The organism is Streptomyces sp. NPDC093984 (assembly GCF_044764595.1).
GTDB lineage: Bacteria > Actinomycetota > Actinomycetes > Streptomycetales > Streptomycetaceae > Streptomyces > Streptomyces cynarae.
In genome coordinates this window covers 155,114-181,554 of sequence record NZ_JBIWIM010000006.1, presented here as the reverse complement: position 1 = coordinate 181,554, position 26,441 = coordinate 155,114, and the positions used below count along the sequence as shown (strand labels likewise).

Sequence of the window (26,441 nt, the reverse complement as noted above, 5' to 3'; positions counted from 1 at the left end):
ACCGCCTTCCCAGCTCCCGGCGGCTCTCTTGGCTCGCGTGATCCCTGGCTACTCGTCTCCGTCAACGCGTTGCCTGAGAGGATACGGAGAGCGCGAGTGCGTCGGCAATCAAGAAAGGCCGCCACGTCGTCGGCGGACGCCACGCCCTGACGCCGAGCGGCGGCGCGCCTCCGGCCGGCAGTACCGGGCGCCCGGCCGTCCCGACGCTCTACGTGATCTGGCCGGCTGCCCACTCGGCCCAGTCGCGGCGCATGGCGTTGAACCGCAGGCCGTATTCCAGAACGATCCGGCCGTAGGCCGAGAGGTTGTCGTCGTCCCAGTCGATGGATTCGGCCAGGCTGCGCAGGCTCTCCTCCCCCTGGGCGGACATCTCCACCAGTTCCGTGAGGTAGGCCCGCGCCTGGCCGGGAGTCAGCACGCCGAGGAAGAACACCCGCAGCAGGATGTCGCTGCGGGTGTTCCGTTGCGGTGCGGTCTCGGTCAGCCAGTGCCGCAGCTCGGCCATCCCCTGCTCGGTGACGGCGTACTCCTTGCGGCCTCGCGGTCCCTCGGCGGCGACGGTGATCAGTCCGGCGTCCGCCAGCCTGGTCAGCTCGGTGTAGATCTGGCTCTGCGTCGCCGGCCAGACGGTGGCCAGCGAGGTGTCGAACAGCTTCAGCAGGTCATAGCCGCTGGCGGGCCGCTCGGACAGAAGCCCCAGCAAGGCGTGTCGAAGGCTCATGCCCCCACCTTACCTTCCAGCATTGACATGTCACTACAGGAACATCTAGCTTCGACATGTCAGAAACGGAATGTCAGTGGAATATCGAGACCATCGAAACGGGGACCCACCATGTCGTATCTGCGCACCTTCCTCCCGTGGATCATCTTCGCCGTGCTCCCGTCCGGCCAGTGGCAGTGGGCCGCGCTGGCCGCCCTGCTGGTCGCGGTCGCGGTGATCGTCCAGCAGCGCCGGGCCGGTGCCGGATTCGACGCCCTGATCATCGAGACGGGCTCGGCGGCCTTCTTCGCGGTCCTGGCCGTGATCGCCTTCGCCGACCCGCACTCGGCTGTGCACGACTACTCGGCGGCCGCGTCGTCCGGCACGCTGGCGGTCATCGCCGGGATCTCGCTGGCCATCGGCAAACCCTTCACTCTGGGCATCGCCAAGCGCACCACTCCCCGCGAGCTGTGGGGGCTGAGGCCCTTCATCCGGACCAACGTCGTCATCACCGCCGTGTGGACCGCCGCCTTCGCCCTGACCGCCATCGTGCTCGCCGTCGTCGCGCACGCCGGGAACGCCCACTCCACCACGGCCACCCTCATCCAGGTCGCCGGGTTCGTGATCCCGATGGTGTTCACGGTCCGCTACGTCGCCGCCGTCCAGGCCAAGGCCGGCGCCGCGTGAAACGGATCGGCCGGCCCTGCCCGGCCGGCCGGTCGCCCAGCCCTGCCCGGCTGGGCGACCCCGGAGGCTAGCTCGGCACCCAGAGGCAGAAGGGATGCCCCGCCGGGTCGTACAGGACGCGTACGTCGTCCTGGGGCTGGAAGTCCGCCACCGTGGCGCCCAGCGCGCGGGCGTGCTCGACGGCCGTCGGCAGGTCGGTCACCTCGATGTCCAGGTGCATCATCATCTGCTGTTCGGACGGGGTGGACGGCCACCGCGGGCGCCTGTAGGACGGCTCTGTCTGGAACGACAGGCCGGCGGTGCCGTCGGGTGGCGCGATCTCGACCCAGCCCGGCTCTTCCTTCCGCACCGGCCAGCCGAGCAGGTCCTGGTAGAACCGCGCGAGGTCGTGGGCGTCCGGTGCGTCGAGGGTGGTCGCGGACAGTGTGAAACGCGGTTGCGGCTTCATAGGGTCCTGGTTCCCCGGTTTCCCGGGGGGAGGCCGTCAACCACGGCGGGAGGGTTCGCTCGACGAGCGTGTCGACCAGGGCACGCACCGCGTCACGGCTAGGCGGCCAGCGCGTCCATGAGGGTGTCGATCCTCAGACGCAGGTCGGCGGAGTCGGCACCGGTGACGACGACGGACACGGCGTTCAGGTCGTCCTCGTCGTCCTCCTCGAAGGGGCGCGCCAGCGCGAGGTGGACGTGGGCGGTCTGCACCCGGCCGACGAGCGGATACGCGTACCAGGCGGCCACCTCCTCGGTGTCGTCGGTCGGTTCGAGGCCGAGGGCGATCGTGTCCCAGTCGGTGTCGTCGAAGTCGTAGGCGAGGTAGGAGGAGAGCAGCTCCAGGAAGAGCCGGACGTTCCCGCGCCCGATCCGGCCGTCGAGTTCGGGGCGGGTGGCGTGCGAGGCGGCGTCGGTGTCTTCGTGCGGCGGGGTGCGGCCGGGCAGGCCCTCGCTCACCGCATGCCGGTCGTTGATGGTGACGTGCAGACCCGCCCACAGGTCGAGCCTGCGGACGGCGCTCATGGGGTCGTACGCCGCCGTGGGGAGCTGCGGGATGAGCTTGCGGCCGGTCTCGTCCAGGCGGTAGGGGGCCTCGAACGCCTGGAGCCAGCGGGCGAGTTCGGGTGCGAAGCGCTCCTTGGTCTCCCCGGCCCCGGCCCCGAGGTACTCGGCGATCTGCGCCCAAGTGGCGCCCCGCTCGCGCTCGTACACCACCGCCCGCACCAAGGTCTCGTCCGCGACCTTGGTGAGCCGCAGGGCCTCGCTGACGCGGCCGCCGAGGCCGGTGTCCACGTCGTTGCGGGTCGCCACCAGCGCGCTCGCGCAGTTCGCCGCTCCCACCGCCTGCGAGCTGAGGGCGAGTCGGGCGAGGGCCTCTCGGGAGAAGGCAGCGCGGTCGGCGTCGTAGGGAGTGGTGGTGCGGAGCGTCACGCGGGCCAGGGTTCCACGGCTTCACCGCGCGCGTCGCCTTCTTTTCGCGTCCACCGGCTGGCGGTCAGGGGGCTGTTCACCGCCGCATGCCGCGGGACGTTCGGGCTGCTACGCCTGCGGCGGCACTGGAGGTGAGTGACGCCCCGGTCGTCGCCCGGCCGTACGGCGGAACAGGGCCGTCCAGAGGAAGGGTTCGCCGAAGTGCGGGGAGTCCGGTGCCTCGTCGTGCATGCGGCGCAGCTCGCGCCCACGCAGGTCGGGCGTTGGGGGGCCGGATGCCTTGGCCGGACTTGTGCGAGGTGCCGGTGAGGAGGGGAAGGGCAGATGCCGGCGGTCGGGGTGGAGCGCCGCGCGTGACCGGTTCAACGGCCGCCACGGGGGCGTTTTCAGCCCCGCCGAGCCGGGGCTTACACGGAGTTGGGAGGGCTGCCGAACACCGCTGCGAAGGGCTTGTGGAGTTACGCGTCCTCTTCGCCGTTGAGGCGCCGGAGCAGGCCGAGCAGCGCCTCCCGGTCCGCGTCCGACAGCGTGGCGAAGCACCCGGCCAGCACCTCGTCGGCGACCTTGCCTCCCCTCGTCAGGACCTGTTCGCCGACGGGTGTCAGGTGGTGTTCGATGCGGCGGCCGCGGCCCGGGCGGCGCTCGATCAGACCCTGGGTGGTCAGGCGGGTCGCGAGTGTGCCGAAGGCCTGTTCGGTCTGGAAGGTCGCCGCGGCCAGTTCGCGGGCCGACGCACCGGGAGAGCGGCCGATCGCCCGCAGGGCGTCCCACTGGGCGAGCGTCGTCCCGACGGCCGCGAGCGCGCTGTCGAGCGCCCGGTGCTGCCGGTACTGGGCCTGTTTGACCGCCCTGCCGAGGGCTTGCAGGTCACCGTGCGTGGAGTGCATGGAGGAAGTCTACGCGCTGACTAAGGTAGCTTAAATAAGGATGCTTAGTTACTGTGGTGGGTATGCAGACTGACACCACAGCGGTCGTCCACGACGACCTGCCCCTCACCTTGTCGGAAGCCGGCCGCGGCAGGCCGGTCCTGGTCCTGCACGGCGGCGGAGGCCCGGCCACGGTCGCGGGCCTCGCCGAGCGCCTCTCCCGGGTCGCGCACACCCTCACGCCCGTGCACCCCGGCTGGGAAGGCACCCACCGACCCGGGTGGCTCATCGGCGTCGACGACCTGGCCCACGCCTATCTGCACCTGCTGAGCGACCGGAAGCTGGACGACGTCCTCGTCGTCGGATCGTCGCTCGGCGGCTGGATCGCCGCGGAGATGGCCGTGCGCGACACCGCCGGGATCATCAGCGGCCTCGTCCTGATCGACGCCGTCGGCGTACACATCGAGAACGAGCCGATGACCGACTTCTTCACCCTCGACGCCCGCGGCGTCGCCGAGCACTCCTGGCACGACCCGGACCGCCACTACGTCGACCCGGCCGGCATCCCGTCCGACGAACTCGCCGTCCGGCAGGCCAACATGGCCACCCTGCGCACCCTGGCCGGCGACCCCTACATGCACGACCCGGAACTGCTACGCCACCTCGGCCGCGTCCGGGTTCCCGCCCTCCTGCTCTGGGGCGAGAGCGACCGCATCGTCACCCCCGCCTACGGCGCCGCGTACGCCGAGGCCTTCGGCGACGGCCGGCTCGAAATCATCCCGGAGGCGGGCCACCTGCCGCAGATCGAACAGCCGGACGCCACCTTCGCGCACATCGCCGCCCACATGGAGGGGCGGGCACCGCTCGTCGAGCACGAGTGCCGCAACAGGCACCAGTGACGCCCACCCCTCCGGGCCGTACATCCAGGCGTCAGCCGAACATGCCCGGCCGGTAGTCCCCCGCCGGCTGCCGGACGATGACGTTCAGGCGGTTGTAGGCGTTGATCAGGGCGATCAGGGACACGAGGGCCGCGAGCTGGTCCTCGTCGTAGTACTTGGCGGCGTTCGCCCACGCCTCGTCGCTGACGCCGCCGGCCGCGTCGGCGATGCGGGTGCCCTGCTCCGTCAGTTCCAGGGCGGCGCGCTCGGCGTCGGTGAAGACGGTGGCCTCGCGCCAGGCGGCGATCAGGTTGAGGCGGACGGAGGTCTCCCCGGTGTGGGCGGCGTCCTTGGTGTGCATGTCGGTGCAGAAGCCGCAGCCGTTGATCTGGCTGGCGCGGATCTTGACCAGTTCCTGGGTCGCGGCCGGGAGGGCCGAGTCCGACACGACCTTGCCCGCGGAGTTGATGTGCTTCAGGAACTTGCCCGCGATCGGGTTGCCGAAGAGATTGAGACGGGCGTCCATGGTGATCTCCCCATACCTTGCTGTGTCGATGGTTACGCAGCAAGGACAGGACGACCCGGTGCGGATGTGACATGCGGGCGGGCGGGATCGGCGTGATGTGCGTCACTCACCCGTCTTCAGGAAGGTGCTGATGGCCGCGTGCGGGCCCGCGTGCAGGCGTTGTCGTGACCTGCTTCCGGGCGGACCTCGTGGCCGGCGTCCGGGATCACCTGGAGGCTCGTCGCCTCGGGGCGGAGGGCGCACGTCGCGAGGGAGTGGTTCCCGCAGCGGGGCGAGGAGCCGGGCCGCTCGGGGGGCGCCGGTCCTCGCTCCGCGGTCAGCGAGTCGATCGCATGCGTGGCGGTGCCGGTGTCACACCGCAGGAGCCAGTTCCGCCTTTCCGAACAACAGCGCGTATCCGGAGGGGAGTTGGCGGAGCAGCCGAGTCGTCAGGTCGTCGCCCACCAGGGCGGGCAGCGTGCTGAGGACCGCGCTGACGTCCCAGCGTGCCGTCGCCGGTGTGGCGCCCTCGATGCGGGTCGCCACCGCGTCCACGAACTCGGGCGCCGTCAGCGGCCGTGTCACCGGGATCTGCGACGCGATCAGGCGCGCCGCTTCCTCGGGGAGGCGGCGGGCCAGTTCCACGCGCTCGTCGCCGATCACATGTCCGCCGAGGGCGGAGAGCACGATACGGGTGATGCGCTCGGCCTCCTTGGTGGTCGCGTACTGGCCGGATTCCTGCACCGCCTCGACCAGCCGGGACCACTCGGGCCGGGTCGTCGACTCCACCGCGCTCGGCGCGTCCACCATGATTGCCGTATCGATCGCGCCCATCGTCGCCGCTCCGGTCGCCGCCGCCGCTCTCGTCGTGGTCGTACTCATCGTGCGGGTACTCCTCCGTTTCGCTTCCCCACCCGGTCCCCTCCCGGGTACCCGGTTGTCGTCGCCCGTCCCGTGGACGTTTTCGGACACGGGACGGGCGCTTTTTGGCCGGCGGACGTCAGCTGCTGAGCTGCTTGCGCTTGTCGCCGCCCGTGATCTGGATGCGGCGCGGCTTGGCCTCCTCGGCGACGGGGATGCGGAGGGTGAGGACGCCGGCGTCGTACGAGGCGTCGATGCGCTCCGTGTCCAGGGTGTCGCCCAGGAACAGCTGGCGGGTGAAGGTCCCGGTGGGACGCTCGGTCACGACCATGTCGGCGCCTTCGGGGGCCGGGGAGCGGCGCTCGGCGCGGACGTTGAGGACGTGGCGTTCGACGTCCAGGTCGATCGACTCGGGGTCGACGCCGGGGAGGTCGAAGTGGACGACGAGCTCGTCACCGGAACGGTAGGCGTCCATCTGCATCGCCGCGGGGCGGGCGGTGCTGCCGAAGACCTGCTGCGTGAGCCGGTCGAGCTCGCGGAACGGGTCGGTACGCATGAGCATCACAGGTCACTCCCTTCATGAGGCGCTGCTGTGCGATGCCCTTTACGCCTTCTTATATAGCGCGGAGGCAGAAAGTTGACAAGCTCCGACTCAACTTGCCGGGAGGGTGGTGTTTGCGCAGGTGGAAGCGGGGGCGTGGGGTCGGGGCGTTATGGGGCGTGCGGGAAGACGGTGACGGCGCGCCGGGCGCGCACCCCGCGCCGGGGTGCGCCCGCGCGCGGGTTAGCCTCGATTCGATCACACACACGCACCATCAGGAGGCAGGCAGCGATGGCGAAGGTTCCCACAGCTCTGGTCGCCGCGAGCGGGCTCGTCGGCGGGTACGGGGTCGCCCGCTGGACCAGGAAGCGGCAGCTGGGCGGGGCCGTACTGGCCGTCGCGGGCGCCGCGGCGGCGCAGCAGTGGCGGCGGCAGGCCGGGGGTGTGGCGGCCGGGGCGCTGACCGCCGCGTACGTCGCCGCGTTCGCCGGGTCGCACCCGCTGGCCAAGAAGGTGGGGGCGTGGCCGTCGGTGTTCGGCGTCGCCGGGGCCGTCGCGCTGGCGTCCTGGGCCGTGGCCGACCGGCGCGGCTAGGAGAGGCCGGCAGGCCCGCTCGGGCCGCCCGAAAGGCACTGTTCCTCACAGCCTGTTCCTTACAGCCTGTTCCTCACAGCCGGCCTGATCCGAAAGACAGGCCCCGGCCAAGCCCCACCCCCTCACAGCGGATTCGTGAGCGTCAGCTCCTCCCCCTCCTTCGCCCACTCCCCCCGGAACGCCCGCGCCACCCCCGCCGCGACCAGTACCCCGGCCGCGATCAGCAGCGTGAAGAACCCCCAGGCAAGGGGCCACAGGGAGGCGTCCGGGCCCGGGTGGGCGCGCAGGGAGACGTGCATCAGCGTGGCCGGGGGTGCCGCCACCAGCAGCAGGGGCCAGCCGAGGTCGTCCCAGTGGCCGAAGTAGGCCGCGAGGAGCAGCAGGGTCAGCGCGAGGAAGAGGACGCCCACGACCGTCACGGGGGTCGTCTCCTCGGTGACCCCGGGGGCCGTGGGGCGGTTACGCAGGTCCCACGGCAGGCACAGGATGTACGCCCCGGCCGCGAGCGCGGCGCCGAGCAGGCGGATCAGCCAGCGCTCGGGCCAGGGGCGCGTTCGCATGGGGCGGAACAGCTTCTCGGTCATACGTACGAGGGTGGCCGCGGAGCGGCGGGGTGGGGAGAGTACGGATACTCAGATCCTCACCGCTGCGCGGCCACCGGGGCCGCCCCTACGGCGTCGCCTGTGCCCCTCGCGTCGTCGCCGCCGTCAGCGGCCGGGCGATGTCCTCCAGCGAGCGCCGTTCCGCCCGTACCGCGAGCAGGGCCGCGACCAGGCCCGCCGCGCACATCACGGCCGCGCCGATCTGGAAGGCGAGGACCGTGTCGGCGACCTTGCCGGTGCCGGTGAGGTCCGCGAACAGGATCGGGCCGCTGATACCGCCGGCCGCGGTGCCGATCGCGTAGAAGAAGGCGATGGACATGGCCCTGGTCTCCATCGGGAACACCTCGGAGACCGTCAGGTAGGCGCTGGAGGCGCCCGCCGAGGCGAAGAACAGCACCGCGCACCAGCAGGCCGTCAGCGTGCCCGCGCTCAGCGAGCCCTGGTCGAACAGCCAGGCCGTGCCGAACAGCAGCACGCCGGAGATCAGGTACGTCGAGGAGATCATCACCCGGCGGCCGACCGTGTCGAACAGCTTGCCGAGCAGCAGCGGGCCCATGAAGTTGCCGATCGCGATGACGGCGAAGTAGTAGCCGGTGTGGTCGGCCGGCACATCGAAGAACTTGGTCAGGATCGCGCCGAAGCCGAACGTGATCGCGTTGTAGAGGAACGCCTGGCCGACGAAGAGGGAGAAGCCCAGCACGGAACGCCTGCGGTAGTCGTGGAAGACCGTGCGGGCGATGGTGGCGAAGCCGATGCTCTCGCGCTGGTGGATGGTGATCGTGCCCTCGGGCTCCGGAAGCCGCTCCCCCCGCTCCTCCTCGATCCGCTGTTCGATGCCGGAGACCACCTGTTCCGCTTCCTGCTCCCGGCCGTGGATCAGCAGCCAGCGCGGGCTCTCGGGGACGTGCCGCCGTACCAGCAGGATGACCAGGCCGAGGACGACGCCGAGGGCGAAGGTCAGCCGCCAGCCCACGTCCTTGGGCAGGATGGCGGTGTTCAGGGCGACGATCGACAGCAGCGCGCCTCCGACCGCTCCCACCCAGAAGCTGCCGTTGATGATCAGGTCGACCCGGCCGCGGTACTGCGCCGGGATCAGTTCGTCGATCGCGGAGTTGATCGCCGCGTACTCACCGCCGATGCCGAAGCCGGTCAGGAAGCGGAAGAGGAAGAACCACCAGGAGTTGAAGGACACCGCGGTCAGGGCGGTGGCGCCGAGATAGACCGCGAGAGTGATCATGAAGAGCTTCTTGCGGCCGAACCGGTCGGTCAGACGGCCCCAGAACAGGGCTCCTGAGCAGGCACCCGCCACATACAGGGCGGCCGCGAGACCGGTGACCTGGCTCGAGCTGATCGCCAGGCCGCTGCCGGGCTCGGACAGGCGGCTGGCGATGTTGCCGACGACCGTGACCTCCAGGCCGTCGAGGATCCACACCGTGCCGAGGCCGATCACGATCGTCCAGTGCCAGCGTGACCAGGGCAGACGGTCGAGACGGGCGGGTATGGCGGTGGTGACCGTGCCAGGGCGTGGCGCGGTGATCGACATGGCTCCCTCCTCACGGGCGCCGGGGATGACGCCGCATGCGCCCCGGGTTCCCGCGCCGGCGTCGCTTACGCCCCCAGCGCCCGCGACACCGTGTAGATCAGCAACCCGGCCAGCGAGCCCACCACCGTGCCGTTGATCCGGATGAACTGCAGGTCGCGGCCGATGTTCGCCTCGATCTTGCGGGTGGTGTGGCCGGCGTCCCAGCTCGCGACCGTGTCGGTGATCAGGGAGGTGATCTCCCTGCGGTAGGTGGTCACGACGTGCACCGCGGCGCCCTCCACCCAGGAGTTCACCTTGCCCTGCGTCTTGGGCTCGGTGGCCATGCGGGCGCCCAGCGACAGCAGCGAGGCCCGCACCCGGAGCCGCAGTTCGCTGCGCTCGTCCTCCGCCGCCGAGACGATCATGGAGCGTACGGCCGTCCAGGCGGAGGCGATCAGGTCCTGCACCTCGCCGCGGCCCAGCACCTCGCCCTTGAGCCGCTCCACGCGCGCCCGGGTGTCGGTGTCGGACTGCAGGTCGGAGGCGAAGTCGGCGAGGAACCGGTCGAGGGCGCCGCGCGCCGGGTGGGTGGGCGCGTCCCGCATCTCGGTGACGAAGCGGAGCAGCTCCTTGTAGACCCGCTCGCCGACCTTCTTGTCCACGAAGCGGGGCGTCCAGCCGGGGGCGCCGCCCTGGACCGCGGCCATCACCTGGTCGTCGTGCAGGACGAGCCAGTCGTGGGCGCGGACGCAGATCAGGTCCACGATCCGCCTGTGGCCGCCGTCGGCGACGACGCGCTCCAGCAGCTTGCCGAGCCCGGGCGCGATCTCCTGGGCGTCGGCGCGGCGGGTGATGGCCTCACCGACCACCGCCTGGACGTCGGAGTCGCGCAGCACGGTCAGGGCCCCGCGCAGGGCCGTGGCCAGCTCCGCCGTCACTCGGTCGGCGTGCTCGGGATCGGCGAGCCAGGCACCCAGACGGCTCGCTATGCCGACGGCGCGCAGCCGCTGCCGTACGACCTCCTCGGACAGGAAGTTCTCACCGACGAACTCACCGAGGGAGACGCCGAGCTGGTCCTTCTTGTTCGGGATGATCGCCGTGTGCGGGATCGGCAGGCCGAGCGGGTGACGGAAGAGGGCCGTGACCGCGAACCAGTCGGCGAGCGCGCCGACCATGCCCGCCTCGGCGGCCGCCGCCACATAGCCCGCCCAGGGCCCCGCGCCCGTGTTCTGCGCCCATCTGGCCAGCGCGTACACGACCGCGACCAGCAGCAGCAGCCCGGTCGCCGTGCCCTTCATCCGGCGTACGCCCCGGCGCTTCTCCTCGTCGGCAGGGCTGAAGGACGTCATCGCCCGGCCGGCGGCGACGCCCGGGCCGGACGGCTGCCGCACCGTCACCTCGTCGTCCGTCTTCGTCCGTTCCATCCACTCCACCCGTCCACGTCCCCCGTACACATTGTCCCTTCCCGACCGACTCATGGAACGGAACAGGAGTTCCCGACGTCTTGTCCGGAGAGGGAAGATTCGGGGGCTTTCCATGGTTACGTCGGGGGTTTCCCCAGGGGGCCGGCCCAGGGCCGCGCCGGTTCCCTTCCGCCCCATGACGCATCATGGGAATGATCAATACGGAGCCCAGGGCTCCGCTCGCCCTAGGAGACAACGCACCGCATGACCAGGAAACACGGTTATGCCCTGCTGGCGGCTGTCCTGACGATCGTTCTGACCGTCTCGGCCGCCATATACGTAGGGGTCGCAGCCGGTGACGGCAGCCGCCGCAGCATTCCGGCCACCGGCCGGCCGACCCCGCCGAACGCCGCCGAACCCGCCTCCACCGGTATCTGGGTGGGCGCCTGGGCGGCCTCGCCGTCCGGCGCCGAGCCCGGCACCCGGGAGACCGGGATGGCGGGCAGGTCCGTCCGCAACGTCGTACACGTCGGCGTCGGCGGGACGAGTGCCCGCATCACGCTGTCCAATCTCTACGGCGCACAGCCGCTGAGCATCACGCACGCCTCGATCGCCCTCGCCGCCGCGGACGACACCGCCCGGGTGGCCGACGGCAGCATGCGCCGGCTCACCTTCGGCGGCCTCCCCTCGGCCGTCATCGCCCCCGGCGGGCAGGTGGTCAGCGACGCCGTACGGATCGTCGTCCCGCGGGACACGGACGTGCTGGTGACCACCTACTCCCCCACCCCGTCCGGCCCGGTCACCTACCACCGGCACGCCCAGCAGGTCTCCTACGCGGCCCTGGGCGACCGCACCGAGGACACCAGCGGCGCCCCCTTCACCGCCCCGACCCTCTCCTGGCGCTATCTGACCGCGCTCGACCTGCTCAGCAACGAGGCGACGGGCACCGTCGTCGCGCTCGGCGACTCGATCACCGACGGCATCACCTCCACCGTGGGCGCCGACCGCCGCTGGACGGACGTGCTGTCGAAGCGGCTGCGCCAGGCGGCCGGATCGGGTGACGTGCCCCGCTACAGCGTGGTCAACGAGGGCATCAGCGGCAACGAGGTCCTGGTGAGCGGTGGAGGCCGGCCGGCCGACAACCCGAGCGGTCTGAGCCGCTTCGGCCGCGACGTGCTGGAGCGTACGAACGTCAAGGCCGTCGTCATCGACCTCGGCGTCAACGACATCCTGCACAACCCCGGCCAGGCCGACCCGGACCGGATCACCGCGGGGCTGCGCACCCTCGTCCACGAGGCCCACGCACGCGGCCTGAAGGTCGTCGGCGCGACGCTGATGCCGTTCAAGGGCCACCGCGCCTACCGGACCGACCGCGAGCAGGTGCGCCAGGCAGTCAACGCGCGAATCCGCTCCGGGAGCGTGTTCGACGCGGTCGTCGACTTCGACCGGGCGCTGCGCGACCCCTACGACCCGCGCCGGCTGCGCGCCGACTACGACTCGGGCGACCACCTGCACCCCAGCGACGAGGGGTTCCGGAGGATGGCGGAGGTCTTCGACCTGACCTCCCTCAAGGGCGCGGCACCCGCCGAGCTGTGACCCGGCTCACCGAGCCGTGGTCCCGCTCACCAACCGCCGTGGCGGCGCCGGTCGCGTTCCTCGCGCCGCGCCTCACGGCGCTCGCGGTGCTCCTCCCGCCGCTCCTCGCGGCGTTCGCGCATCCAGTCGCGGTGCCCCTCGATCGCCTTGTGGACATCGAGCAGGCCCTCCAGGTCCTCACGGGGGGAGTTCTCCAGTTCCCCGCGACCGGCCCTGCGCTCCAGCTTGTCCTGGCGCCGCTGTTCCTTCATCCGCTGCCGCTCGGCCTTGGTCAGCTTGCGCTCGACACCGACCCCGCCCCAGAACGCGAACCCGGTGACGACCACGCGCGGCGCGCCCGGCTCCCCAGGGACGCCCTCCTCACGTTGGTCGAAGCCGCCCATGATGCCGATGCCGCGGACGACCACCTCGACGCCGGGCGGCACGACGACGTTCATCCCGCCCATGATCGCGACGCAGTTGATCTCGACCTCGCGGTCCGCGAAGTCCGCCTCCCTGAGATCGATCTCACCGCCGCCCCAGAAGGCGAAGCAGTTGAACCGCCTGGGCACCCGCCAGCGGCCCTTGCGCTGGAACCCGGACATCACGGCGACCGCCCACGTGGACGACCCCTCGCCACCGGTGATGCGCTCGGCCCAACGGCCGCTCTGCGCCGGTTCCTTGGTCAGGGACACGACCGGCGGCGTGGCACCCGCGACCGGCAGGTCCCGGGTGATCGGCGCCAGTTCGCGGTACGTCCGCGCCTTGTACGTCGCCTCCAGCCGCTCCTCGAACTCCTCCATGTCGAGACGGCCCTCCGCGAGGGCGTCCCTGAGGACCTCGGCGACTCGTTCGCGATCGGCGTCGGAGGCGCGCAGATCCGGTTCCGGGACCGGGGTGTGCGGCGCCGGCCGCTGCTCGTCGCTTCCCCCGTGAGACACAGCGTCGGTCATGGGCGTCAGCCTACGAGTTCGCGGCGTCCCGGACCACGCCGCGGCCCTCACCGGCCTCCTCCGCGTGCTTCTCCGCGAGCACCTCCGTGTGCTTCTCCGCGTACATCTTCGCGATCACCGCCTCGATGTCCGGCTCCCGCACCGACAGGTCCACCAGCGGATACTCCGCCGCGACCCGCGCCACCAGCGGCGCCGCCGACTGCGACGCCGGGAACGCGAGCCACTGCCGCGGCCCCTCCACCCGCACCACCCGCGCGGGCGGCGCCTGGATCGGCGGCAGCTCCCGCTCCAGGTCGACCACCAGGGTGCGTTCACTGTCGCCGACCTCGTGCAGCCCGGCGAGCGGGCCGTCGTACATCAGGCGGCCGTGGTCGATGACCATCACACGGGAGCACAGCTGCTCGATGTCCTGCAGGTCGTGCGTGGTCAGCAGCACCGTCGTACCGCGCTCGGCGTTCACCTCCCGCAGGAACTCCCGCACCTTCGCCTTGGAGATGACGTCCAGCCCGATCGTCGGCTCGTCCAGGTACAGCACCTCGGGGTCGTGCAGCAGCGCCGCCACGATGTCGCCGCGCATCCGCTGGCCCAGCGACAGCTGCCGCACCGGCACGTCCAACAGGGCGCCCAGCTCGAGCAGTTCGACCAGACGGTCGAGGTTCTCGCGGTAACGGGCGTCCGGGATGCGGTACATGCGGTGCATCAGGCGGTAGGAGTCGATCAGCGGCAGGTCCCACCACAGGGTCGTACGCTGCCCGAACACCACGCCGATGCGCTGCGCGAGCCGGGTCCGCTCCCGGGAGGGGTCGATGCCGGCGACCCGCAGCCGGCCGCCGCTCGGGGTCAGGATCCCGGTCAGCATCTTGATCGTGGTGGACTTCCCGGCGCCGTTCGGCCCGATGTAGCCGACCATCTCGCCGCGCGCCACGGTGAAGGAGATCGAGTCCACGGCCCGCACCTGCCGCCGCTCGCTCTTCAGGAAACCGGTCCTCTTGCGCACGTCGAAGACCTTCTCGACGCGGTCGAGTTCGATGAAGCCGCCGCTCATGATCCCCTCTCAGCTCCCCGTGCTCCGGTACGAACGCAGTCCCGCCCGCCACGCCAGCCCCGAGAGCGCACAGCAGCCCACCGCGACCAGCGGTGGCGTGAAGGCGACCCAGGACGGCAGGTCGAGCGGATAGGGCCGCCCCAGCACGTACAGCGCGGGCAGCCAGTTGACGAAGGCGAGCGGCAGCACGAACGTCACCCCGCGCACCAGTTCCTTCGCGAACACGGTGGGCGGGTACTGCAGCAGCGTGGTGCCGCCGTACGTGAACGCGTTCTGTGCCTCGGAGGCGTCCTGCGCGACGAACTGGAAGGCCCCGCCCGCCACGAACACCGCACAGAAGATCACGCCACCGCTCAGCAGCGTCAGCGGCACCATCAGCACCCTCAGCGGCGTCCACGAGACGTCCAGCACGGTGACGGCGTACCCGAGGACCAGCGCCCCCTGAGTGACCCGGCCGAGGCGACGCAGGGCGAAGCGGTCCGCCGCGACCTGTGCGAGCACCGGCGCCGGCCGCACCAGAAGCGTGTCCAGCGTGCCGTCGCGCACCCGCCGCCCCAGCCGGTCCATGGATCCGATCGCGAGGTCGGCGAGGCCGAAGGCGGTCGTGGACAGGCCGTACAGGAAGGCCACCTCGGACAGGCCGTAGCCGCCGAGGCGGTCGACCCGCGAGAACATCAGCATGATCGCGACGAAGTCGAGCGCCGTGCCGGCGAAGTTGCCGAACGTCGTCATCAGGAAGGAGGCGCGGTAGGCCACGGTGGAGCGGATCCACATGGCGGTGATCAGGAAGTAGGCACGCCCCCCCTCGCGCACCCGGCCGTAGGCCTCCGCGCGCGCCGGGCCGTACGGCTCCGTGCCCCCGGTGTCAGCCACCCTGGACCACCACCCGCCGGGTCGCCGCCGACTGCACCAGCCGCCCCGCGGCCAGCAGCACCACCGCCCACGCGCCCTGGAAGGCGTACGTGGACAGGGGATCCGCCGTGCCGAGCAGCACGTCCAGGGGGGCCTGGAGCAGCGCCGACCAGGGCAGTACGCGCACGACCTCGCCGAGCGCGCCGGGGAAGACGTTCAGCGGCAGCAGCATGCCCGAGCAGAAGACCGCCAGCAGCCAGGACAACTGGGCCACCCCCGCCCCGTCCAGCAGCCAGAACGCGCAGAGCGCCACGACGAACCGGATCGCGAAGCTCACCACCACCCCGAACCCGACCGCGACCAGGAAGGCCAGCCAGGTCAGCGGGCTCGTGGGCAGCGCGAGTGGGAACAGCAGCGCGCCCACCACCAGCGGCACCACGCCCCGGCCGAGCAGGTGGAACAGCGCCCGCCCCGCGTCCGCGGCCAGCCACCACAGCTGCAGGTCGGCGGGCCGGTACAGGTCGATCGCGATGTCACCGGTGCGGATGCGTTCGATCAGCTCGTCCTCGAAGCCGCCGCCCATCACCGAGACGGTCATCAGCAGCGCCTGCCCCGTCCACACGTACGTCAGCGCCTGGCCCTCGTCGTAACCCCCCAGGTGCGGCCGTTCGTGCCACAGGGCCAGATAGGTGTATGCCAAGATCAATCCGAAGACTGTGTTGGTGAACACCCCCGCCGCGGTCGCGGTCCGGTAGGTCGCGTACCTCCGGAAACCACCGGCGGCGACAGCGGCGTACAACCGCCCTGCCCCCACGGGAGTCCTCCCTTCGACGCGTTCCGGGCGAAGCGCAGGAGCCTAGCGCGCGGACGAAGTGGCGTACCACACGTTTTCCCGCACGGAACGTCCCTCGTGCCGGGAACTGGAACGCAAGGTGCGACAGTCTTCATCAGGGGACGCAGATGGCGTACGAGGACGTACGGGAACGTACGACGCGAAACGGGAGTCCGGCACCACGATGAGCGACGAGCCACAGCCGCATCAGAGCAGCCAGGTCGTGGTGTCCGGAGAACCGCGGACGGCACCTGTCGCCGCGATCCCCGGCGGCGCGAAGCGGCCGAAGCGCACGGGATGGCGCCGGCTGGTCCCCACCTGGAAGACGGTGCTCGGCACCCTCCTGGTGGGCCTGCTGCTCCTGGTCGGGCTGTTCGCCCTCGGCTACTACACGGTCAAGATCCCGGCGGCGAACGCGGCGGCCACCAAGCAGAGCAACGTCTACCTGTACGCCGACGGCAGCGAGTTGGCCCGCGACGGCACCGTCAACCGCGAGAACGTCAAGCTCGCCCAGATCTCCAAGGCCGCCCAGCACGCCGCGCTCGCCGCCGAGGACCGCGACTTCTACACCGAGTCCGCCGTCGACCCCAAGGCGATGGTCCGCGCGGCCTGGAACACGGCCACCGGCAAGGGCAAGCAGTCCGGCTCGACGATCACCCAGCAGTACGTGAAGAACTATTACCTGGAGCAGCAGCAGACCGTCACCCGCAAGGTGAAGGAGTTCTTCATCGCGATCAAGCTGGACCGCGAGAAGAGCAAGGACGACATCCTGGAGGGCTACCTCAACACCAGCTACTTCGGCCGCAACGCCTACGGCATCCAGGCCGCCGCCCAGGCCTACTACGGCGTGGACGCCAAGGACCTCACGGTCGGCCAGGCCGCCTACCTCGCCGCTCTGCTGAACGCGCCCAGCGAGTACGACGTGATCGCGCACCCCGAGAACAAGGGCGCGGCGCTGGCCCGCTGGAACTACGTCCTCGACGGCATGGTCAAGAAGAACTGGCTGAGCGCCGCCGAGCGCGGGAAGGTGACCTTCCCCACGCCCCGCGAGCAGGTCTACGCGTCCGGCATGTCCGGGCAGCGCGGCTACCTGGTCCAGGCGATCAAGGACTACCTGACCAGCAACAAGATCATCGACGAGGACACCCTGGCCCGCGGCGGCTACCGCATCACCACCACGCTGGAGAAGTCCAAGCAGAACGCGTTCGTCAAGGCCGTCAGCGACCAGGTGATGAGCAAGCTCGACAAGAAGAACAACAAGGTCGACCGGTACGTCCGCGCCGGCGGCGCCGCCATCGCCCCGGCCACCGGCAAGGTCCTCGCGATGTACGGCGGCATCGACTACACCAAGCAGTACGTCAACAACGCGACGCGCCGCGACTACCAGGTCGGCTCCACGTTCAAGCCGTTCGTGTTCACCTCGGCGGTGGAGAACGGCTCCCGCACCCAGGACGGCGTCACCATCACCCCGAACACGGTGTACGACGGCACCGACAAGCGACCCGTGCAGGGCTGGTCCGGCGGGGCGTACGCGCCGGAGAACGAGGACAACGTCTCCTACGGCCCGATCACCGTCCGCAAGGCGACGGACAAGTCCGTGAACGCCGTGTACGCGCAGATGGCGGTGGACGTCGGCCCGCCCAAGGTCAAACAGACCGCGATCGACCTGGGCGTGCCCGCGAACACGCCCGACCTTCAGCCGTACCCGTCGATCGCGCTCGGCACGGCCACCGCGAGCGTCCTCGACATGACGCAGGCGTACGCGACGCTCGCCAACCACGGCAAGCACGGCGCGTACACGCTGGTCGAGAAGGTCACCAACGGCACGCAGAACATCGCGCTGCCGCAGCAGTCCACGAAGCAGGTGGTCAGCCGGGAGGCGGCGGACACCACCACGTCGGTCCTGCAGAGCGTGGTCGACAACGGCACCGCGACCGCCGCGCAGGGCGCCGGGCGGCCCGCCGCCGGCAAGACCGGCACCGCGGAGGAGGACCAGGCGGCCTGGTTCGCGGGCTACACCCCGCAGCTGGCCACCGTGATCGCGGTGATGGGCCAGGACCCGGACACCGGCAAGCACGAGTCGCTCTACGGCGCGATGGGCCTGCCCCGTATCAACGGCGGCGGCGCGCCCGCGCAGATCTGGGCGCAGTTCACCAAGGACGCGCTGCAGGGGCAGCCGGTGAAGGACTTCGACCTGCAGCTCCAGGCGGGCGCGGACCAGACGCTGGAGCCCCCGAGCACCGGGCCGACGGACCAGCAGCCCGGCACCACGGGCGACCAGTCGAACGGCGGCACGACGGGCGGCCAGTCCACCACCCCGGGCCAGGACCAGGGTCAGACCCAGGGGCAGACGACGGGCGGCACCCCGGGCACGGGCGGTACGACGACGGGCGGCACACCCGGCACGGGCGGTACGACGACCGGCGGCGGCACGACGGGTACGGGCGGCACCACGAGCGACGGCGGCACGACCGGCACCGGAGGCACCACGGGCGACGGCGGCACGACCGGCACCGGAGGCACCACGGACACGGGCGGCACGACCGGCTCCGGGGGGACCACCGGGGACGGCGGCACCACGGGGAACGGCGGGACGACGACCGGGGCGGGGGCGCTGAGCGCGCGGGGCCGGTGGCCGTAGCGGCAGGGTCCTCGCCCTACGCCACGGCCCGCACCGATCGCACCGGTGCGGGCCGTTCGCCTGCGTGGGAGGCGGGACGGTCAGATGCCCAGATCCTTGATGATCTTCGCCACGTGGCCCGTCGCCTTCACGTTGTACAGGGCGCGCTCGACCTTGCCGTCCTCGTCCACGATCACCGTGGAGCGGATGACGCCGACGACCGTCTTGCCGTACAGCTTCTTCTCGCCGAAGGCGCCGTACGCCTCCAGCACCTCCTTGTCGGGGTCGGCGAGGAGGGTGACCTTCAGGGACTCCTTCTCGCGGAACTTCGCGAGCTTCTCCGGCTTGTCCGGGGAGATGCCGATGACGTCGTAGCCGGCGCCCGCCAGCAGCTGGAGGTTGTCCGTGAAGTCGCACGCCTGCTTGGTGCAGCCGGGGGTGAGCGCCGCCGGGTAGAAGTACACGATGACCTTGCGGCCCTTGTGGTCGGCCAGGGAGACCTCGTTGCCGTCGGCGTCCGGCAGGGTGAAGGCGGGGGCGGTGTCGCCGGGCTGGAGTCGCTCGCTCATCGGTACCTCACGGGGCAAGGGTCGGGTCACGCGGATCACGCGGGTCAGCGGTTTACCGGATGAGCCTAATCTCCTTCGGACCCTCCACGGGGGTGCCGATGGGTGCCTTCGGCACGAAGCTGACAGACTGTCCAGCACAGAATCAGGAAATTGCGCGGAACACGCCGCACACGACCACGGAGGAAGCGCGGTGACGGACACGTCGAGCACACCGGACACCAGGACTCCGGCCGAGATCGAGGCGGACATCAAGCGCCGCCGCGAGACGCTGGCCGAGACGCTCGACGAGATCGGCGTCCGGGTGCACCCGAAGACGATCGTCGGGGACGCCAAGGCCAAGGTCGTCTCCAACATCGACCACACGCTCGGGCGGGCCTACGTGGGCGTCAACCGGGTCGTCAGCGAGGTCAAGGGCCAGTTGGTCACCGAGGAGGGCGCGCCGCGGCTGGAGCGCATCGTGCCCGTGGCGCTGGTCGTGGTCGGCGTCGTGGGACTGTTCGCGCTGGGCTCCCGGCGGCACAGGGCCTGACCCGGCCGCGCGCGAAGCCGTCGAAGGCAGGTAGGTTCAGGGCGTGAGCGAGAAGACCCACCACGACAAGTTGCCCATCCGGATGCTGCACGACCGTGTGCTGGTGCGGCAGGAGACCGGCGAGGGCGAGCGCCGCTCCGGCGGCGGCATCCTCATCCCCGCGACCGCGGCCGTGGGCCGGCGCCTCGCCTGGGCCGAGGTCGTCGCGGTCGGGCAGAACGTACGGACCGTGGAACCGGGCGACCGGGTCCTGTTCGACCCGGAGGACCGGGCCGAGGTGGAGGTGCGCGGCATCGGGTACGTCCTGATGCGCGAACGCGACCTGCACGCCGTGGCGGCGGACCGCTTCGAGGGGGCGGAGGACTCGACGGGGCTGTACCTGTAGAGGGCGGCTGAGGGGGCCGGCGACACGCCCGTCGCCGGCCCCCTCGACGTCACCGCGCCCTGTCGACGCATCCCGTCCACCCGAACTGCCGTGCCCCGGCGGCGACATGACGGAGTGCGAAGGGTGGGGGGCCAGCGAGGCGTGCGGAGTCCCCCGTACACTGAACGGCACCGAGCGGCACGAGAAGGCGAAGTGTCCCGTTTTGGGGCGGTCGTGGCGAAATAGGCATACGCGCGGGTTTTAGGTGCCCGTGGGAGAAATCCCGTGTGGGTTCGAGTCCCACCGACCGCACATCGACATGGCATGACGAAGGCCCGGTCCGAGCTCAGGGACCGGGCCTTTCGCACAGCCCGCCTCAGCCCAGCAGTTCCCGGACCACCGGTACCAGCGCGCGGAACGCCTTGCCGCGGTGGCTGATCGCGTTCTTCTCCTCGGGGGTCAGTTCGGCGCAGGTTCGGGTTTCGCCCTCGGGCTGGAGGATCGGGTCGTAGCCGAAGCCGTTCGTGCCGGTGGGCTCGTGGCGGAGGGTGCCGCGGAGCTGGCCCTCGACCACCCGTTCCGTGCCGTCGGGGAGGGCCAGGGCCGCCGCGCAGGCGAAGTGGGCGCCGCGGTGGGTGTCGTCGATGTCCGCGAGCTGGGCCAGCAGCAGGTCCAGGTTCGCCTTGTCGTCGCCGTGCCGGCCCGCCCAGCGCGCGGAGAAGATGCCGGGCGCGCCGCCCAGGACGTCGACGCACAGGCCGGAGTCGTCCGCCACCGCGGGCATGCCCGTGGCCTTGGCCAGGGCGTGGGCCTTGAGGAGGGCGTTCTCGGCGAAGGTGACGCCCGTTTCCCTGACGTCGGGGATGTCGGGGTAGGCGTCCGCGCCGACCAGGTCGTGCGGGAGGCCCGCTTCGGCGAGGATCGCCCGGAGTTCGGTGATCTTTCCGGCGTTGCGTGTGGCGAGGATCAGGCGGGTCATGGGACCAGTATCCGGGCACGGGTGGCGCCCGCGGCGTCCGCCTGCCGCGCTAGGAGGACGTGCAGACCTTCGTCAGTTCGCCCGCCGCGTTCGTCACCGGGCTCACGTCGGGGGTCCTGTCGCCGTTCCTGATCGCGTCCCGGACGTTGGTGACCGCCGTACGCAGGCCGTCCACCGCCTTGTTGACGTCGACGTCGTCCGTCTTGTCGCCGATCTTGTCGAGGTCCTTCTCGATGGAGTCGAGGGCCTCGTCCGTCTGCGTCGGGTCGTTCGCCGCGTTCTCGACGGCCTGCTGGAGGCCGGTGACGCTGTCGGCTATGGCGTCGGCGGTCTGGACGCAGTCGATGGCCTTGTTCACGGCGTCGCAGCCCGCGCTCGCGCCGATGGCGGCGAGGACGGCGACGGCCGCGAGAGCGGCGGTGGCGGTGCGTCGGCGGTGGCGCGCGGCCATGGAGCGGTTCCCTCTCCGTGGGGGTGACGGTGGGGCGCGCGGTGTCGTCCGTGCGCCCCACCGGGGTCACTTCTGAAAACGCCGTACCGCGCTACGCGGTTGCCTCCAGCGCCGCCCGCTGGATCGCCGTGAGCTGTTCGCAGCCAGCCATCGCGAGGTCGAGGAGGGCGTTCAGTTCCCCGCGGTCGAAGGGTGCCGCCTCCGCCGTGCCCTGGACCTCGACGAAGCGGCCGTCGCCGGTGCAGACGACGTTCATGTCGGTCTCCGCGCGGACGTCCTCCTCGTAGCAGAGGTCGAGGAGCGGCACGCCGGCCACGATGCCCACGGAGACGGCCGAGACGGTGCCGGTCAGCGGCTGCCGGGTGGCCTTGATGAGCTTCCTGCGCTGCGCCCAGGCGACGGCGTCGGCGAGCGCCACGTACGCGCCGGTGATCGCGGCGGTGCGGGTGCCGCCGTCGGCCTGGAGGACGTCGCAGTCGAGGACGACGGTGTTCTCGCCGAGGGACTTGGTGTCGACGACGGCGCGCAGGGAGCGGCCGATGAGGCGGCTGATCTCGTGGGTACGGCCGCCGATCCTGCCCTTGACCGACTCGCGGTCGCCGCGGGTGTTGGTGGAGCGGGGCAGCATGGCGTACTCCGCGGTGACCCAGCCCTCTCCGCTGCCCTTGCGCCAGCGCGGCACGCCTTCGGTGAGGGAGGCGGTGCAGAGGACCTTCGTGTCGCCGAAGGAGACGAGGACGGAGCCCTCGGCGTGCTTGCTCCAGCCGCGCTCGATGGTGACCGGGCGGAGCTGTTCGGGGGTGCGGCCGTCGATTCGAGACATGGCGCCGAGCCTATCCGCAACTGCGTCAGGGGCTTCTCCCACGGTGGGAGAGGCCCCTGGCCGCCTGCGTCCGCGTACTGGTGTGTGAGCGGGCGGGCTCACATCATGTCTTCGATCTCCGCGGCGATCGGGTCGGCGTCGGTGCCGATGACGACCTGGATGGCGGTGCCCATCTTGACGACGCCGTGGGCGCCGGCGGCCTTCAGGGCGGCCTCGTCGACCAGCGAGGCGTCGTGGACCTCGGTGCGGAGCCGGGTGATGCAGCCCTCGATCTCGTCGATGTTGTCGATGCCGCCGAGCCCGGCAACGATCTTCTCAGCCTTGCTGGCCATGTCCTTACTCCCTGAGCCGAACCGCTGTGTCGAAAACTGGTCTACACCACCCCGGGAACGCCCGCAAAGTGCCGGGCCAGAACATCGCGCCCGTCTACGTGGCCTTTATCACGAGTGCGGCATTTGCTCCCTGTCTGTCCGAGGCCACAGAATTCATGGGTTCCTTATCCCGCCTTCACCGTGCTACAACAGGTCTACACCACCGGTGGTGTAGACCACACGGGGCTGTTCCACCCCGTTCCACTCCCCCCTTCCCGTCCCCCGGCAGCCCCGGCACATGGAGGAAGTATGAGCACCGCCACCGCGACAACGGCGGCCCCCGCGAAGAAGCGGGGTTCCGGTCTGTTCCAGGGCCTGCAGAAGGTCGGCCGCAGCCTGCAGCTCCCCATCGCCGTGCTGCCGGCGGCGGGCATCCTGCTCCGGCTGGGGCAGCCCGACGTGTTCGGTGACGACGGACTCGGCTGGCACAAGGTCGCGTCCGTCTTCGCGACCGCGGGCGGCGCCGTGTTCGACAACCTGCCCCTGCTCTTCTGCGTCGGCGTCGCGATCGGCTTCGCCAAGAAGTCGGACGGCTCCACCGCGCTCGCGGCCCTGGTCGGCTTCCTCGTCTACAGCAACGTCCTCAAGGCGTTCCCGCTGAGCGAGCAGCACATCGAGAACGGCAAGATAGTCGAGGCGACGTACAACAACCCGGGCGTCCTCGGCGGCATCCTCCTGGGTCTGCTGTCGGCCGTGCTGTGGCAGCGGTTCCACCGCACCAAGCTGGTGGACTGGCTCGGCTTCTTCAACGGCCGCCGGCTCGTCCCGATCATCATGGCGTTCGTCGGCACGCTCTTCGGCGTCTTCTTCGGGCTGGTCTGGAAGCCGATCGGTGAAGGCATCTCCGACGTCGGCACGTGGATCACCGGTCTCGGCGCCCTGGGCGCGGGTCTGTTCGGTCTGATCAACCGCGCGCTGATCCCGGTCGGCATGCACCAGTTCGTGAACGCCGTCTCCTGGTTCCAGATCGGCGACTACAAGAACTCCGCGGGCGTCATCGTGCACGGCGACCTGAACCGCTTCTTCGCCGGTGACCCGACCGCCGGACAGTTCATGTCGGGCTTCTTCCCGATCATGATGTTCGGTCTGCCGGCCGCCGCGCTCGCCATCGCGCACACCGCCCGCCCCGAGCGCCGCAAGGCCGTCATGGGTCTGATGCTCTCGGTCGCGCTGACCTCCTTCGTCACCGGTGTCACCGAGCCGATCGAGTTCTCGTTCATGTTCATCGCGCCGGTGCTGTACGGGATCCACGCGGTCCTCACCGCGCTCTCCATGGCGATCACCTGGGCGCTCGGCGTCCACGCGGGCTTCACGTTCTCGGCCGGTGCGATCGACTACCTCCTGAACTGGAACCTCGCCACCAAGCCCTGGCTGATCATCCCGATCGGCCTGGTGTTCGCGGCGATCTACTACTTCGTCTTCCGGTTCGCCATCATCAAGTTCAACCTCCCCACCCCGGGCCGCGAGCCCGAGGAGGAGATCGAGGACCTGACGAAGGCGTAGCAGCCCCGGACGTGAGAAGGCCCCGGAACCGTCCAGGTTCCGGGGCCTTCGTGCGTCTGCGTACGGGTGTACGGGCGGGCGGGCGTACGGGCGTACAGGTGCGGCTTCGCTGAGAGGGAGCCGAGAGAGCGCGGGAGGACACCGCCAGGAGACCGCGGGATGATGCCGAGAGGACGCCGAGCGGGCACGAAAAGACCGCCGCCTCCTGGGAAGCGGCGGTCACCGTCGGGTCGTTCGGAGCCTGTGGTGTGCCGTTCGGGCTGTTCGGACGGACGGGTCAGATCTCGTACGTCGCCCGTGGCGCCGCCAGTTCGACCGGCCCCGGGTAGACCGCGCGGGCGTCCGTCAGGTTGACCTGGGGGTCGGTCCACGGCGGAATGTGGGTGAGGACGAGGCGGCGGGCCCGGGCGCGGGTGGCGGTCTCGCCCGCCTCACGGCCGTTCAGGTGGAGGTTCGGAATATCCTCCTTGCCATGGGTGAACGCGGCCTCGCACAGGAACAGGTCGGCGTCGCGCGCCAGTTCGTCCAGCGCTTCGCTCACACCGGTGTCGCCCGAGTAGGTGAGCGACCTGCCGCCGTGCTCGATCCGGATGCCGTACGCCTCCACCGGGTGGCGTACGCGTTCCGTGTGCACGGTGAACGGGCCGATCTCGAACGTGCCCGGTTTGACCGTGTGGAAGTCGAAGACCTCGCTCATCGAGGAGGCCGAGGGCGTGTCGCCGTAGGCGGTGGTCAGGCGCTGTTCGGTGCCCTCCGGGCCGTAGACCGGGATGGGGGCGCAGCGGCCGCCGTCGTGGCGGTAGTAGCGCGCGACGAAGTACGCGAGCATGTCGATGCAGTGGTCGGCATGCAGGTGGCTCAGGAAGATGGCGTCGAGGTCGTAGAGACCGCAGTGGCGCTGCAACTCGCCCAGGGCGCCGTTGCCCATGTCGAGAAGCAGCCGGAAGCCGTCGGCCTCTACGAGGTAGCTCGAGCAGGCCGATTCCGCGGACGGAAACGACCCCGAGCAGCCGACGACGGTGAGCTTCATAGAGCTGGAACCTCCGTGGCGGGACGTGCGCAAGGCAGGGACGGGGAGCGGTGACGGGGGTCGTGCGGTCCGTCGAGCGTAAGGCGCAAAAGGGCCGGTCGCTCCTCCGCCAGGGGCCGTTGTGGGGGAACTCACCTGTGGTGTCACCGGTTCGGCTGGAACAAGGGCGCGCGTGGTGCGCGATACGGCGCACTTGAGTTGCGGAGGGCGCGCAGTGAGGCGAACACGCCGGTACCGTCATCCATATGGACACGTCGTGGTGGCTCGCGCTGGCGGCGGTGGTGCTGCTCGCGCTGGTCGCGACGCTGGTGGACGGATGGGGGCGCGGACGGCGTCACCGTGCCGCGAGCGCGCGTCCGCCGGGACGTGCCCGGGTGCATCCGCGGCCGGCCGAGATCTGGTGGGCGAGCGTGCCCCACGGGGACCGGCCGGGCGGCAAGGAGCGGCCGTGCCTGGTGCTGACGGTGCGCGGGGACAGCGCGACGGTCGCGCGTATCACCAGCCGGTACCACGACGAGCGGACGGGCGTGATCCCGCTCCCGCCGGGGTCGGTCGGCGACGCCCAGGGGCGGCCCAGCTTCCTGGAGACGGACGAGCTGCGGGACGTGCCGCTGTGGGACTTCCGGCGCCGGGTGGGGGTGGTGGACCCCGCGCTGTGGGACCAGGTGCGGTACCTGGCGGGATGAGCGTGTCCATGGCGGGCCTCATGGCTTGGTCACCGTGACCGTGACGGTCCACCGCTGGATGCCGAGGCACGACGTCTGGCCGGGGCGCTTGGCGCACAGCGGGCGGGTGGCGCTCAGCTGTGCGGTGCCGGGCGCGACGGCGTCGAAGGCGGCCACGGCGTCGCCCGGCTGGACGACGAAACCGGCGTTGGCGGCCTTCAGCGCCGCGCCGGTGGCGGTGACGGGGGTCCAGGGGCGGTCCTTGGTGCCGTCCAGGGTGAGGCGGATCTGTCCGCCGGTGCTCAGGCACACGGTGCGGCCGGTGTCGGCGGCGGTGAGCTGGACGTGAGGGGTGCAGCCGGTGGGAGTGGCCGTGGGGGCCGGTGCCCCGGAGGAGGGCGCCGAGGGGGAGGCCGAGCCGGATTCGGGCGCCGACGGGGACGCCGGCCCCGAGGCCGACCCGGACACCGACGGGGACGGCGACACCGCGCCGCTGCCGGCCGCTCCTGGCCCACTGTGCGTGCCGCAGCCCGCGAGGAGGAGCGCCGCTGCCGCGACGGCGATGACAGTGGTCCGCTGAGCGGTGGTACGGCGCATGAGGGCCGCCTCTCGTTACTCGTGCCCATGTGTGCCGGTGTGACGTTTCTCCAGCGCATCAGGATCCCCACGCGCGCGCAAACGGGCCCCGGCCCACACGCCCGG

Annotated in this window: 30 protein-coding genes and 1 tRNA gene; 10 read left to right on the top strand and 21 right to left on the bottom strand. The window is 70.9% G+C overall.

What is annotated here, in order from left to right; translation table 11 throughout:
* Window positions 1–208: 208 nt before the first annotated feature.
* Window positions 209–721, bottom strand: a complete 513-nt coding sequence (locus ACIRC0_RS22760) for a PadR family transcriptional regulator (RefSeq protein WP_403618316.1) — start codon at window positions 719–721, stop codon at window positions 209–211.
* 111 nt (window positions 722–832) lie between these two features.
* On the opposite strand from ACIRC0_RS22760, the gene ACIRC0_RS22755 reads away from it, so the two are divergent.
* Window positions 833–1,387: a hypothetical protein gene (locus ACIRC0_RS22755; protein ID WP_403618313.1), complete on the top strand. Its 555-nt coding sequence runs from the start codon at window positions 833–835 to the stop codon at window positions 1,385–1,387.
* A gap of 67 nt (window positions 1,388–1,454) precedes the next feature.
* Here ACIRC0_RS22755 and ACIRC0_RS22750 read toward each other — a convergent pair whose 3' ends face one another.
* The 3 genes from ACIRC0_RS22750 to ACIRC0_RS22740 all read right to left on the bottom strand — a co-directional run bounded on the left by ACIRC0_RS22750 (window position 1,455) and on the right by ACIRC0_RS22740 (window position 3,693).
* The gene (locus tag ACIRC0_RS22750) at window positions 1,455–1,835 is read right to left on the bottom strand and encodes a VOC family protein (protein ID WP_403618310.1); all 381 of its coding nucleotides are present in this window, start codon (window positions 1,833–1,835) and stop codon (window positions 1,455–1,457) included.
* A gap of 98 nt (window positions 1,836–1,933) precedes the next feature.
* Complete coding sequence (locus ACIRC0_RS22745; RefSeq protein ID WP_403618308.1) at window positions 1,934–2,806, bottom strand: hypothetical protein; 873 nt, start codon at window positions 2,804–2,806, stop codon at window positions 1,934–1,936.
* Between the two features lie 458 nt (window positions 2,807–3,264).
* Window positions 3,265–3,693 carry a MarR family winged helix-turn-helix transcriptional regulator gene (locus ACIRC0_RS22740; RefSeq protein WP_403618305.1) on the bottom strand — a complete coding sequence of 143 codons (429 nt, stop codon included), beginning with the start codon at window positions 3,691–3,693 and terminating at the stop codon, window positions 3,265–3,267.
* A 62-nt stretch (window positions 3,694–3,755) separates the two neighbouring features.
* On the opposite strand from ACIRC0_RS22740, the gene ACIRC0_RS22735 reads away from it, so the two are divergent.
* Window positions 3,756–4,571: an alpha/beta fold hydrolase gene (locus ACIRC0_RS22735; RefSeq protein ID WP_403618302.1), complete on the top strand. Its 816-nt coding sequence runs from the start codon at window positions 3,756–3,758 to the stop codon at window positions 4,569–4,571.
* A gap of 31 nt (window positions 4,572–4,602) precedes the next feature.
* Here the strand turns inward: ACIRC0_RS22735 and ACIRC0_RS22730 are convergent, their stop codons facing one another.
* The 3 genes from ACIRC0_RS22730 to ACIRC0_RS22720 all read right to left on the bottom strand — a co-directional run bounded on the left by ACIRC0_RS22730 (window position 4,603) and on the right by ACIRC0_RS22720 (window position 6,478).
* Window positions 4,603–5,076, bottom strand: coding sequence for a carboxymuconolactone decarboxylase family protein (locus ACIRC0_RS22730; protein ID WP_403618299.1), 474 nt, complete (start codon window positions 5,074–5,076; stop codon window positions 4,603–4,605).
* 351 nt (window positions 5,077–5,427) lie between these two features.
* Window positions 5,428–5,865, bottom strand: a complete 438-nt coding sequence (locus tag ACIRC0_RS22725) for a DUF2267 domain-containing protein (RefSeq protein WP_403619060.1) — start codon at window positions 5,863–5,865, stop codon at window positions 5,428–5,430.
* A gap of 190 nt (window positions 5,866–6,055) precedes the next feature.
* Complete coding sequence (locus ACIRC0_RS22720; RefSeq protein WP_263230152.1) at window positions 6,056–6,478, bottom strand: Hsp20/alpha crystallin family protein; 423 nt, start codon at window positions 6,476–6,478, stop codon at window positions 6,056–6,058.
* 270 nt (window positions 6,479–6,748) lie between these two features.
* Here ACIRC0_RS22720 and ACIRC0_RS22715 point away from each other — a divergent pair, with 270 nt between their 5' ends.
* Window positions 6,749–7,051: a hypothetical protein gene (locus ACIRC0_RS22715; RefSeq protein ID WP_103844300.1), complete on the top strand. Its 303-nt coding sequence runs from the start codon at window positions 6,749–6,751 to the stop codon at window positions 7,049–7,051.
* Window positions 7,052–7,173: 122 nt separating this feature from the next.
* Here the strand turns inward: ACIRC0_RS22715 and ACIRC0_RS22710 are convergent, their stop codons facing one another.
* The 3 genes from ACIRC0_RS22710 to ACIRC0_RS22700 form a co-directional block, all read right to left on the bottom strand.
* Entirely contained in the window at window positions 7,174–7,635 is a 462-nt protein-coding gene (locus tag ACIRC0_RS22710; RefSeq protein ID WP_403618295.1) for a hypothetical protein, read from the bottom strand.
* Between the two features lie 85 nt (window positions 7,636–7,720).
* Window positions 7,721–9,196: an MFS transporter gene (locus tag ACIRC0_RS22705; protein WP_403618292.1), complete on the bottom strand. Its 1,476-nt coding sequence runs from the start codon at window positions 9,194–9,196 to the stop codon at window positions 7,721–7,723.
* 65 nt (window positions 9,197–9,261) lie between these two features.
* Window positions 9,262–10,599: a DUF445 domain-containing protein gene (locus ACIRC0_RS22700; RefSeq protein ID WP_403618289.1), complete on the bottom strand. Its 1,338-nt coding sequence runs from the start codon at window positions 10,597–10,599 to the stop codon at window positions 9,262–9,264.
* Window positions 10,600–10,842: 243 nt separating this feature from the next.
* On the opposite strand from ACIRC0_RS22700, the gene ACIRC0_RS22695 reads away from it, so the two are divergent.
* Window positions 10,843–12,174, top strand: coding sequence for an SGNH/GDSL hydrolase family protein (locus ACIRC0_RS22695; RefSeq protein WP_403618286.1), 1,332 nt, complete (start codon window positions 10,843–10,845; stop codon window positions 12,172–12,174).
* Between the two features lie 26 nt (window positions 12,175–12,200).
* Here the strand turns inward: ACIRC0_RS22695 and ACIRC0_RS22690 are convergent, their stop codons facing one another.
* The 4 genes from ACIRC0_RS22690 to ACIRC0_RS22675 form a co-directional block, all read right to left on the bottom strand.
* Window positions 12,201–13,106 (bottom strand): DUF1707 domain-containing protein, encoded by a 906-nt coding sequence (locus ACIRC0_RS22690; protein WP_403618284.1) that lies wholly within the window; start codon window positions 13,104–13,106, stop codon window positions 12,201–12,203.
* A gap of 10 nt (window positions 13,107–13,116) precedes the next feature.
* A complete protein-coding gene (locus ACIRC0_RS22685; RefSeq protein ID WP_403618281.1) occupies window positions 13,117–14,151 on the bottom strand; it encodes an ATP-binding cassette domain-containing protein in 1,035 nt (344 codons plus the stop codon).
* Between the two features lie 9 nt (window positions 14,152–14,160).
* Window positions 14,161–14,925, bottom strand: coding sequence for an ABC transporter permease (locus ACIRC0_RS22680; RefSeq protein ID WP_403619057.1), 765 nt, complete (start codon window positions 14,923–14,925; stop codon window positions 14,161–14,163).
* 91 nt (window positions 14,926–15,016) lie between these two features.
* A complete protein-coding gene (locus tag ACIRC0_RS22675) occupies window positions 15,017–15,817 on the bottom strand; it encodes an ABC transporter permease (protein ID WP_403618278.1) in 801 nt (266 codons plus the stop codon).
* Between the two features lie 202 nt (window positions 15,818–16,019).
* Between ACIRC0_RS22675 and ACIRC0_RS22670 the strand changes: the two genes are divergently transcribed.
* Window positions 16,020–18,476: a transglycosylase domain-containing protein gene (locus ACIRC0_RS22670; protein WP_403618275.1), complete on the top strand. Its 2,457-nt coding sequence runs from the start codon at window positions 16,020–16,022 to the stop codon at window positions 18,474–18,476.
* Window positions 18,477–18,556: 80 nt separating this feature from the next.
* Here ACIRC0_RS22670 and bcp read toward each other — a convergent pair whose 3' ends face one another.
* Window positions 18,557–19,024 carry a thioredoxin-dependent thiol peroxidase gene (gene bcp / locus ACIRC0_RS22665; protein WP_403618272.1) on the bottom strand — a complete coding sequence of 156 codons (468 nt, stop codon included), beginning with the start codon at window positions 19,022–19,024 and terminating at the stop codon, window positions 18,557–18,559.
* 190 nt (window positions 19,025–19,214) lie between these two features.
* Between bcp and ACIRC0_RS22660 the strand changes: the two genes are divergently transcribed.
* The 3 genes from ACIRC0_RS22660 to ACIRC0_RS22650 all read left to right on the top strand — a co-directional run bounded on the left by ACIRC0_RS22660 (window position 19,215) and on the right by ACIRC0_RS22650 (window position 20,229).
* The gene (locus ACIRC0_RS22660) at window positions 19,215–19,553 is read left to right on the top strand and encodes a DUF3618 domain-containing protein (RefSeq protein WP_403618270.1); all 339 of its coding nucleotides are present in this window, start codon (window positions 19,215–19,217) and stop codon (window positions 19,551–19,553) included.
* 43 nt (window positions 19,554–19,596) lie between these two features.
* Window positions 19,597–19,938 carry a GroES family chaperonin gene (locus ACIRC0_RS22655; RefSeq protein WP_403618268.1) on the top strand — a complete coding sequence of 114 codons (342 nt, stop codon included), beginning with the start codon at window positions 19,597–19,599 and terminating at the stop codon, window positions 19,936–19,938.
* Window positions 19,939–20,145: 207 nt separating this feature from the next.
* A tRNA-Leu gene (locus ACIRC0_RS22650) sits at window positions 20,146–20,229 on the top strand.
* A gap of 64 nt (window positions 20,230–20,293) precedes the next feature.
* Here ACIRC0_RS22650 and rdgB read toward each other — a convergent pair.
* The 4 genes from rdgB to ACIRC0_RS22630 form a co-directional block, all read right to left on the bottom strand.
* Window positions 20,294–20,896 carry an RdgB/HAM1 family non-canonical purine NTP pyrophosphatase gene (gene rdgB / locus ACIRC0_RS22645; RefSeq protein ID WP_403618265.1) on the bottom strand — a complete coding sequence of 201 codons (603 nt, stop codon included), beginning with the start codon at window positions 20,894–20,896 and terminating at the stop codon, window positions 20,294–20,296.
* Between the two features lie 49 nt (window positions 20,897–20,945).
* Window positions 20,946–21,347 (bottom strand): hypothetical protein, encoded by a 402-nt coding sequence (locus tag ACIRC0_RS22640; RefSeq protein WP_403618262.1) that lies wholly within the window; start codon window positions 21,345–21,347, stop codon window positions 20,946–20,948.
* 91 nt (window positions 21,348–21,438) lie between these two features.
* Window positions 21,439–22,170 carry a ribonuclease PH gene (rph, locus tag ACIRC0_RS22635; protein ID WP_403618259.1) on the bottom strand — a complete coding sequence of 244 codons (732 nt, stop codon included), beginning with the start codon at window positions 22,168–22,170 and terminating at the stop codon, window positions 21,439–21,441.
* Window positions 22,171–22,268: 98 nt separating this feature from the next.
* Window positions 22,269–22,502, bottom strand: a complete 234-nt coding sequence (locus tag ACIRC0_RS22630) for a glucose PTS transporter subunit EIIB (protein ID WP_043440579.1) — start codon at window positions 22,500–22,502, stop codon at window positions 22,269–22,271.
* 288 nt (window positions 22,503–22,790) lie between these two features.
* On the opposite strand from ACIRC0_RS22630, the gene ACIRC0_RS22625 reads away from it, so the two are divergent.
* Entirely contained in the window at window positions 22,791–24,044 is a 1,254-nt protein-coding gene (locus tag ACIRC0_RS22625; RefSeq protein WP_403618255.1) for a PTS transporter subunit EIIC, read from the top strand.
* A gap of 277 nt (window positions 24,045–24,321) precedes the next feature.
* On the opposite strand, the gene ACIRC0_RS22620 is transcribed toward ACIRC0_RS22625, so the two are convergent.
* The gene (locus ACIRC0_RS22620) at window positions 24,322–25,074 is read right to left on the bottom strand and encodes an MBL fold metallo-hydrolase (RefSeq protein ID WP_403618252.1); all 753 of its coding nucleotides are present in this window, start codon (window positions 25,072–25,074) and stop codon (window positions 24,322–24,324) included.
* Window positions 25,075–25,319: 245 nt separating this feature from the next.
* Between ACIRC0_RS22620 and ACIRC0_RS22615 the strand changes: the two genes are divergently transcribed.
* A complete protein-coding gene (locus ACIRC0_RS22615) occupies window positions 25,320–25,760 on the top strand; it encodes a type II toxin-antitoxin system PemK/MazF family toxin (protein WP_403618249.1) in 441 nt (146 codons plus the stop codon).
* Between the two features lie 18 nt (window positions 25,761–25,778).
* On the opposite strand, the gene ACIRC0_RS22610 is transcribed toward ACIRC0_RS22615, so the two are convergent.
* On the bottom strand, window positions 25,779–26,336 hold the full coding sequence (locus ACIRC0_RS22610; RefSeq protein ID WP_403618246.1) for a hypothetical protein: 558 nt from the start codon (window positions 26,334–26,336) through the stop codon (window positions 25,779–25,781).
* Window positions 26,337–26,441: the final 105 nt, after the last annotated feature.